Here is an 8,384-nt window from a genome sequence, read left to right as displayed (position 1 = left end):
AGGCGCGGAACTCATCGAGGCGCGGGAATAAAATCCCATTCAGACGCCGGATAGATTCAAGCAAGCCAACTTATCGTCAAAATCGGTGTTGCAAAAACGGGAGTGACCATAGATTCCGTTTATATCGTTATGCGTTAATAAATGTAGCTTATGAATCAGTGACAAGGATTGGCGATTCAGGGGGATTGCCGTAGAATGTCCGCCCTCATTACGAGTCACCAAGGTGGTTACACACAAACCCCGCTTCAGTCTGCTGCCTGAGGCGTCTATATGGGACAGCGCAAAAATTGAATACACAAACCCGTTCACCGCTGGTGAAACTGGAACGAATTCGTAAACGTTTTGATGGCAAAGATGTCATTTCCGACCTCACTCTCACTATCAATGACGGTGAGTTTCTGACGCTGCTTGGCCCCTCCGGCTGCGGCAAAACAACCGTACTGCGCCTTATCGCCGGGCTGGAAAGCGTCGATAACGGCCATATCCATCTTGAAAACCAGGACATCACCCGGGTTCCTGCCGAAGACCGCCACGTCAATACCGTCTTTCAGAGCTATGCTCTCTTTCCGCACATGACCGTGTTTGAAAACGTGGCGTTTGGCCTGCGGATGCAAAAAACCCCGGCGAGCGAGATTGAACCGCGCGTCACCGAGGCCCTGCGCATGGTGCAGCTTGAGACGTTTGCCCAGCGTAAACCCCACCAGCTTTCCGGCGGCCAGCAGCAGCGCGTGGCCATCGCCCGCGCCGTGGTCAACAAGCCTCGCCTGCTCCTGCTGGATGAATCCCTTTCCGCGCTCGACTACAAGCTGCGCAAGCAGATGCAGAACGAGCTCAAGGCGCTGCAGCGCAAGCTCGGCATTACCTTTGTTTTCGTCACCCACGATCAGGAAGAGGCCCTGACCATGTCCGACCGCATCGTGGTGATGCGTGACGGCAAAATCGAGCAGGACGGCACGCCGCGTGAAATCTACGAAGAGCCGAAAAACCTGTTTGTCGCCAGCTTCATTGGCGAGATCAATATCTTCGACGCCACGGTGATCGAGCGCCTGGACGACCAGCGCGTGCGCGCCAGCGTCGAAGGACGCGAGTGCAATATCACGGTGAATTTCCCCGTCGAAAAGGGGCAAAAGCTCAACGTTCTGCTGCGTCCGGAAGATCTGCGCGTCGATGAAATCCACGGCAGTACCGAGGCCGAGGGGTTGATCGGCTATATCCGCGAGCGCAACTACAAAGGGATGACGCTGGAGTCTGTCGTCGAGCTGGAAAACGGCAAAATGGTGATGGTCAGCGAATTCTTTAACGAAGACGATCCGGACTTCGACCACTCTCTCGACCAGAAAATGGTTATCAACTGGGTAGAAAGCTGGGAGGTTGTGCTGGCTGATGAAGAACACAAGTAAGTTCCAGAATGTGGTGATTGCCACGATCGTCGGTTGGCTTGTGCTGTTCGTCTTTTTACCCAACCTGATGATTATCGCCACCAGCTTTCTGACCCGCGACGACGCTCATTTCGTTTCGCTGGTCTTTACGCTGGACAACTACGCGCGCCTGCTCGATCCGCTCTATTTCGACGTGCTGCTGCACTCGCTCAATATGGCGCTGATTGCTACCCTTGCCTGCCTGGTGCTCGGTTATCCTTTCGCCTGGTTCCTCGCTGGCCTGCCGCAAAAGGTGCGTCCCCTGCTGCTGTTTTTACTGATTGTTCCCTTCTGGACGAACTCGCTCATCCGTATTTATGGCCTGAAGATCTTCCTCAGCACCAAAGGCTATCTCAACGCGTTTCTGCTGTGGCTGGGAGTGATTGATACGCCGATCCGCATTATGTTTACCCCGAGCGCGGTGATTGTGGGTCTGGTCTATATCCTGCTGCCGTTTATGGTGATGCCGCTCTACTCCAGCATTGAGAAGCTGGATAAACCGCTGCTGGAAGCGGCAAAAGATTTGGGCGCTAACAAGCTGCAGACCTTCATCCGCATCATCATTCCGCTGACGATGCCCGGCATTATCGCGGGCTGTTTGCTGGTGATGCTCCCGGCGATGGGCTTGTTCTACGTGTCGGACCTGATGGGCGGGGCGAAAAACCTACTGATTGGTAACGTGATCAAGAGCCAGTTCCTCAACATCCGCGACTGGCCGTTCGGATCCGCGACCAGCATTACGCTGACGGTCGTCATGGGCCTGATGCTTCTGGTCTACTGGCGCGCCTCACGCTTGCTGAATAAAAAGGTGGAACTCGAATGATCGGTCGACTGCTTCGCGGCGGTTTTATGACCGCCATTTACGCCTATCTGTATATTCCGATTATCATTTTGATCGTGAACTCGTTTAACAGCTCGCGGTTCGGGATTAGCTGGCAGGGCTTTACCACCGACTGGTACAGCCTGCTGATGAACAACGACAGCCTGCTGCAGGCGGCGCAGCACTCGCTGACGATGGCGATCTTCTCCGCCACCTTCGCCACGCTGATTGGCTCGCTCACGGCCGTAGCGCTTTATCGCTACCGCTTTCGCGGCAAGCCGTTCGTCAGCGGCATGCTGTTTGTGGTGATGATGTCACCGGACATCGTGATGGCGATTTCGCTGCTGGTGCTGTTTATGCTGCTGGGCATTCAGCTGGGCTTCTGGTCGCTGCTGTTCTCGCACATCACCTTCTGCCTGCCGTTTGTGGTGGTGACCGTCTTCGCGCGCCTGAAAGGGTTCGACGTGCGCATGCTGGAGGCGGCGAAAGATCTGGGCGCCAGCGAGATGACGATCCTGCGCAAAATCATCCTGCCGCTGGCGATGCCCGCCGTGGCGGCCGGATGGCTGCTGAGCTTCACCCTGTCGATGGATGACGTGGTCGTGTCCTCCTTCGTCACCGGGCCGAGCTATGAAATTCTGCCATTGAAAATCTATTCGATGGTGAAAGTCGGCGTCTCACCCGAGGTGAACGCGCTGGCGACCATTCTGCTGGTGCTGTCGCTGATTCTGGTGATCGCCAGCCAGGTTATTGCTCGTGATAAAACAAAATCTCAGGGGACAATGAAATGAAAAAAATGCTCGCCGCTGCGGCGCTGGTGCTCGGCATGGGTGCCGCGCACGCTGATGACGGTAAAACGCTCTACTTCTACAACTGGACCGAATACGTGCCGCCGGGTCTGCTGGAACAGTTCACCAGGGAGACAGGCATCAAGGTGATCTACTCGACCTACGAGTCGAATGAAACCATGTACGCCAAGCTGAAAACCTATAAGGACGGCGCGTACGATCTGGTCGTTCCCTCTACCTACTTTGTCGATAAAATGCGCAAAGAGGGCATGATCCAGAAGATCGACAAAACGAAGCTGAGCAATTTTTCAAACCTCGATCCGGAGATGCTCAACAAGCCGTTCGACCCGAATAACGACTACTCCATCCCGTATATCTGGGGTGCGACCGCGATTGGCGTCAACAGCGATGCCGTCGATCCGAAATCGGTGACAGGCTGGGCCGATCTGTGGAAACCCGAATATAAAAGTAGCCTGCTGTTGACCGACGACGCGCGTGAAGTGTTCCAGGTGGCGCTGCGCAAGCTGGGCTACTCGGGCAACACGACGGATCCTAAAGAGATCGAAGCGGCGTATAACGAACTGAAGAAGCTGATGCCTAACGTGGCGGCCTTCAACTCCGATAACCCGGCAAACCCGTACATGGAAGGCGAAGTGAATCTGGGTATGGTCTGGAACGGCTCGGCGTACGTTGCCCGCCAGGCCGGCACGCCGCTTGAGGTGGTCTGGCCGAAAGAAGGCGGGATCTTCTGGATGGATAGCCTGTCGATTCCGGCCAACGCGAAAAACGTGGATGGTGCCCTGAAGCTGATCAACTTCCTGCTGCGCCCTGACGTGGCAAAACAGGTTGCCGAGACGATTGGCTACCCGACGCCAAACCTCGCCGCACGCAAGCTGCTGAAGCATGAAGTGGCCAACGATAAGACGCTCTACCCGGATGCCGAGACCATCAGCAAAGGGGAATGGCAGAACGATGTTGGTGACGCCAGCCGCCTCTACGAAGAGTATTACCAGAAATTAAAAGCGGGCCGATAAACGGTATCGCGTTCTCCCTCACGCCGCCGTGCGGCGTGAGGGAGGATTAACTTACCGCATTCTCCCCTGCCCAGATCGTCGCCTTTCTCATCGCCTCAACCACCGCCTCATCCGACAGCCCCAGCGCCTGACGAACCCTGTCCGCCTCGTCCCACTGCTGCTGTTCATAGTAACGGCACAGGCTCAACACGTCGGCCAGACGTCCCTCCTGATGGCACAGCGCGTTGCTCACGCTTTGCGGCACCGCAATTTGCTTCATTAACTCGGCCATCGGCAGCTCAAGGAGCGTATCGAGCAGAGAAAACAGGCCGCACATGAAGGCATTTTCAGCCAGCGCCGGTTCTTTCATGGTCTGTGCGATCAGCTCGCAGAACTTGCCGCGCATCATACTCAACGGGTAAAGCTCGCTCACGGTGTCGTTGCCCGCGCTGGCGAGGACCACGACGGCAACGAAGCGTCGGAGCTGGTTTTCCCCAAGATATCTGAGCACTTCACTCAGGGTTAACTTGCTGAAATTGCAGGCGCCGATATGTTTAAAGGCGGTGTGTTTCATGTAGCGCATGATTTTATATGACAGCGTAAGATCGCTTTTAATCAACGACTCGACGATCCGGAAATCAGGTTTATTGCGTCCGACCTCCATTTGCAGCCGAAAAATCGCCAGCTGATTTTGCGACAGCCGTTTATATTTAATCACCTCCGGACGGCAGAAGAAATAGCCCTGAAACAGCGAGAATCCCTCTTCCCTGTACTGGTTGAATTCCTCTTTAGTCTCAATTTTTTCAGCAAGATATTTAATATGGCCGGTGAGGTGTTTATGCTCGTCCAGATACGCTTTAATTTGCGCTAAGGTATAATTTCTGACGTCAAATTTCAGTATCGAAATATAGGGCAAAAAAGCATCCCATTCTGGTGCAAGGGTAAAATCATCAAGCGCAAATTGATAACCGTGCGCATTCATCTCCCTGACGGCCTGCAGCAGTTCCGCTCCTGGCTCCGCGTCTTCAAGGATCTCAATCACCACGCTCTCTTTATCCAGCGCTTCACCACTGCGGTCAATGACCATTCGCGACGGGAAATTAATAAACGACGTATGCGTCCCGGCGATGCGCTGGGACGGCACGCATAAAAACTGATCGGATATCATTCTGGACGTGGCGTATTCCGCCGACACATCCGGAAATCGGTTTGTCATCCCATCGCGAAAGAGCAGCTCATAGGCCACCGTCTTCATCTCGGGGTTAAAAATGGGTTGTCGCGCAATAAATCCGTACATATCCCATCCTCCTCTACAACTTTATATTTATTAGCATCCTCTTTCTACACGACGATAACGAGTATTATCGAGCACTATTTTGATTGAATGCACAAAATAAAAGCATCCACACTAATTAACAGGATTTATATGTTCCGGATTTAAATTAAATATATCCGGCGATCTACAGAAAGCGGAAAAAATATCCGATAAGGAATAGGTGCCTGCCCGACATGCACGATATTACGGGAGAAGAGAATGAGAGACGCCATGGTCCGAAAACCGAAAATAAGAGTCAAGACGTTGATGCTATTGTCCATTTTCCTCACCGTGACGGTGGGCTTTACGGCAACGATCGGGTTTATGATGTGGCAGTGGATGGCGCAGCAAGAGGTGCTGGCCAAAAAACATATCCGCCAGATAGCCGAGGTGCAATCGCTACAGGTCAGCAAACAGCTGGATTCCGCCCTGACGGCCGCCCGGGATATGGGCAATAGCGCCCTGGCGCTGCGCGAGGCGGGCGTGGCCGACCGCCAGAGCCTGAACCAGCTGCTCATCCACTATCTGTCGGCGCATCCTCAGTTTCTCTCTATGTCGATGGCCTTTGAGCCTAACGCGTTCGACGATAACGATGCCGCCTTTGCCGGCCAGAGCGGTGAAGATCCTGCCGGACGCTACGCCCGCTACGTCGACCGCGACGCCACCGGCAAACCGACATTACACCTGCTGACGGACATCGAAACGCCCGGCAGCGGTGATTACTATCTGCTGCCGAAACAGCGGCATAAAGAGGTGATCATCGAGCCCTATATTTATCCCTACAACGGCGTGGACGTGATGCTTACCTCTATTGCCGCCCCCATCATGCGTGACGGGCAGTTTCTGGGCTCGGTCACCTCTGACTTCTCGCTCGCCACGCTGCAAGCGACGATCGGCGCGATTAAACCGTGGAACGGCACGGGCTACGCTCTGCTCCTCTCGGCGGGCAATAGCGTGGTGTCCAGTCCGGACAAGCGCGCCGCAGGCAAGCCTTACGCCGGTCAGATTACCGGTCATAACGTCACTCGGGTCGACGATCCGCTCCTGAAGGAAGAGGCGTTTATCACCTGGCAGGACATTGCCGTCGGGAATAGCCAGACGCCGTGGAAACTCGCCATCATCACCCCGGTGAGCGAAGTGATGGCTGAAGCGCGCGCATTTTTACTGAAAGCCATCATCCTGATGGCGTTAAGCATCGTGGCGGTTAGCCTGGTGATGGCGCAGATCTTTACCCGCAAAGTTGACCGCCCCGTCGGGGGTGAACCTTCTGAAGCCGCCGGGATCGCCCTGGCCGTTGCGCGGGGAGAGCTGAACAACATCATCCCGGTGCGTTCCGGGGATACCCGCAGCATTTTTTATGCCCTGCACACCATGCAGATGCAGCTCAAGCGCATCGTCGACAATATCAGCGAAGCCAGCCATTCCGTGCACGGCGGCACCAGCGAAATTTCAGCAGGCAACCTTGACCTCGCCTCGCGCACCGAAGAACAGGCGGCGGCGATTGTGGAAACGGCAGCCAGCATGGAAGAGATTTCGGTCACGGTAAAAAATAATGCCGATAACGCCCACAAGGCGACCACGCTCACCGATCGCGCCGCGAGCCTGGCCGGTCATGGCGAAACGCTGGTGAACGACGTGGTCGTGGTGATTGGGGAAATTGACGAAAGCGCGCGTAAAATCGGTGAGATTAACAGCATCGTCGACGGCATCGCCTTCCAGACCAATATCCTGGCGCTGAATGCGGCCGTTGAAGCGGCGCGGGCTGGCGAACAGGGGCGCGGCTTCGCGGTCGTCGCAGGTGAAGTGCGTAACCTTGCCCAGCGAAGCGCTAACGCGGCAAAAGAGATCTCTCAGCTGATTGCCGAGTCCTCAGGACGCGTAAGCAAAGGCGTTGCGCTGGTCAATGAAACCGGGGTGATGATGAAGCAGGTGATTGAGGCGGTGTCGCACGTGCATCTGGTCATTAACGACATCGTTCAGGCGCTGGACGAGCAGAATCGGGGGATTAGCCAGGTCAGCACCGCGGTTAACCAGATGGACAGCACCACCCAGCAGAACGCCTCTCTGGTGCAGCAGATCTCTGCGGCGGCGCTCTCGCTGGACGAGCAGGCTAAATCGCTGGAGAAGACGCTGGCGTTCTTCCACTCATAAACAGGAAGGCACCCGCTGGACGGGTGCCTTTTCACGCAATTGCCGTTACAGCCCTTTCAGCAGCTTGTCGACAAATTCCGGGACGACCGCGCTTGCCAGACCGTAGTGTTTCTCTTCGAACTCGCTGCCCACCTGGCTTGGCTCAAGATTAAGTTCTACCGTATGCGCGCCGTGCAGTCGCGCTTCATGGACAAACCCGGCCGCCGGGTAAACGTGGCCGGATGTGCCGATGGCGATAAACACGTCCGCCATGGCCAGCGCGCTGTAGATCTCATCCATGCCCAGCGGCATTTCGCCGAACCAGACCACGTGCGGACGCAGGCGCGACGGGAACTGGCAGCAGTGGCACTTATCCTCAGGCAGCACGTCCTCTTTCCAGTCCAGCACCTGACCGCTCCAGGCGCAGCGAACCTTGAGCAATTCACCGTGCATGTGGATGATGTTCTTGTTACCGGCCCGCTCGTGCAGGTTGTCGATATTTTGCGTCACCAGCAGGAAACGATCGCCGAGCGCCTCTTCCAGCTTCGCCAGCGCCAGATGCGCCGCATTGGGCGCAATCTCAGGCTGGAGCAGCTGGCGGCGGCGGGCGTTGTAAAACGCCTGCACGAGATCCGGGTCGCGGGCAAAGCCTTCCGGCGTGGCCACATCCTCCACGCGGTGCTCTTCCCACAGCCCGTCTGCCGCGCGGAAGGTTCGAATACCTGACTCGGCGGAAATCCCCGCCCCGGTCAGCACCACCACTCTGGGTTTATCCATCGCTTCTGGCATGATTCTGTCTCTGAAAAAGATCCGCTGGCGCAGACGCTCACGCAAGCGGCGTTTGTTTTTGCGAAAACGGCTGAGTCGACCCTGGCGACGCGACAGCATAGAAACCTCGTA

At 55.9% G+C, this 8,384-nt stretch carries 7 protein-coding genes; 5 read left to right on the top strand and 2 right to left on the bottom strand.

What is annotated here, in order from left to right; all coding sequences use genetic code 11:
- Positions 1-257 precede the first annotated feature (257 nt).
- Genes potA through potD form a run of 4 tightly spaced genes read left to right on the top strand, consistent with a single transcriptional unit; the run spans position 258 to position 4,060 of the window.
- On the top strand, positions 258-1,400 hold the full coding sequence (potA, locus tag ACMWKK_RS12585) for a spermidine/putrescine ABC transporter ATP-binding protein PotA (protein WP_181663687.1): 1,143 nt from the start codon (positions 258-260) through the stop codon (positions 1,398-1,400).
- The gene (gene potB / locus ACMWKK_RS12580; protein WP_112781851.1) at positions 1,384-2,241 is read left to right on the top strand and encodes a spermidine/putrescine ABC transporter permease PotB; all 858 of its coding nucleotides are present in this window, start codon (positions 1,384-1,386) and stop codon (positions 2,239-2,241) included. Before potA ends, potB begins: the two co-directional genes overlap by 17 nt.
- Complete coding sequence (potC, locus tag ACMWKK_RS12575; RefSeq protein WP_112781852.1) at positions 2,238-3,029, top strand: spermidine/putrescine ABC transporter permease PotC; 792 nt, start codon at positions 2,238-2,240, stop codon at positions 3,027-3,029. The genes potB and potC overlap by 4 nt, the downstream gene beginning before the upstream one ends.
- Positions 3,026-4,060 (top strand): spermidine/putrescine ABC transporter substrate-binding protein PotD, encoded by a 1,035-nt coding sequence (gene potD, locus ACMWKK_RS12570; protein ID WP_112781853.1) that lies wholly within the window; start codon positions 3,026-3,028, stop codon positions 4,058-4,060. The genes potC and potD overlap by 4 nt, the downstream gene beginning before the upstream one ends.
- A 46-nt stretch (positions 4,061-4,106) precedes the next feature.
- Here the strand turns inward: potD and ACMWKK_RS12565 are convergent, their stop codons facing one another.
- Entirely contained in the window at positions 4,107-5,336 is a 1,230-nt protein-coding gene (locus ACMWKK_RS12565; protein WP_112781854.1) for an EAL and HDOD domain-containing protein, read from the bottom strand.
- Between the two features lie 237 nt (positions 5,337-5,573).
- Here ACMWKK_RS12565 and ACMWKK_RS12560 point away from each other — a divergent pair, with 237 nt between their 5' ends.
- On the top strand, positions 5,574-7,505 hold the full coding sequence (locus tag ACMWKK_RS12560) for a methyl-accepting chemotaxis protein (protein WP_112781855.1): 1,932 nt from the start codon (positions 5,574-5,576) through the stop codon (positions 7,503-7,505).
- A 45-nt stretch (positions 7,506-7,550) separates the two neighbouring features.
- On the opposite strand, the gene cobB is transcribed toward ACMWKK_RS12560, so the two are convergent.
- Positions 7,551-8,372 carry a Sir2 family NAD+-dependent deacetylase gene (cobB, locus tag ACMWKK_RS12555; RefSeq protein ID WP_045326987.1) on the bottom strand — a complete coding sequence of 274 codons (822 nt, stop codon included), beginning with the start codon at positions 8,370-8,372 and terminating at the stop codon, positions 7,551-7,553.
- Between the last annotated feature and the right edge of the window lie 12 nt (positions 8,373-8,384).

It is taken from the genome of Enterobacter sp. 01-M-03-SI-ECC, assembly GCF_047530215.1.
Lineage (GTDB): Bacteria > Pseudomonadota > Gammaproteobacteria > Enterobacterales > Enterobacteriaceae > Enterobacter > Enterobacter chengduensis.
The sequence above is the reverse complement of the archived record's forward strand: the minus strand, read 5'-3'. Positions and strand labels throughout refer to the sequence as shown.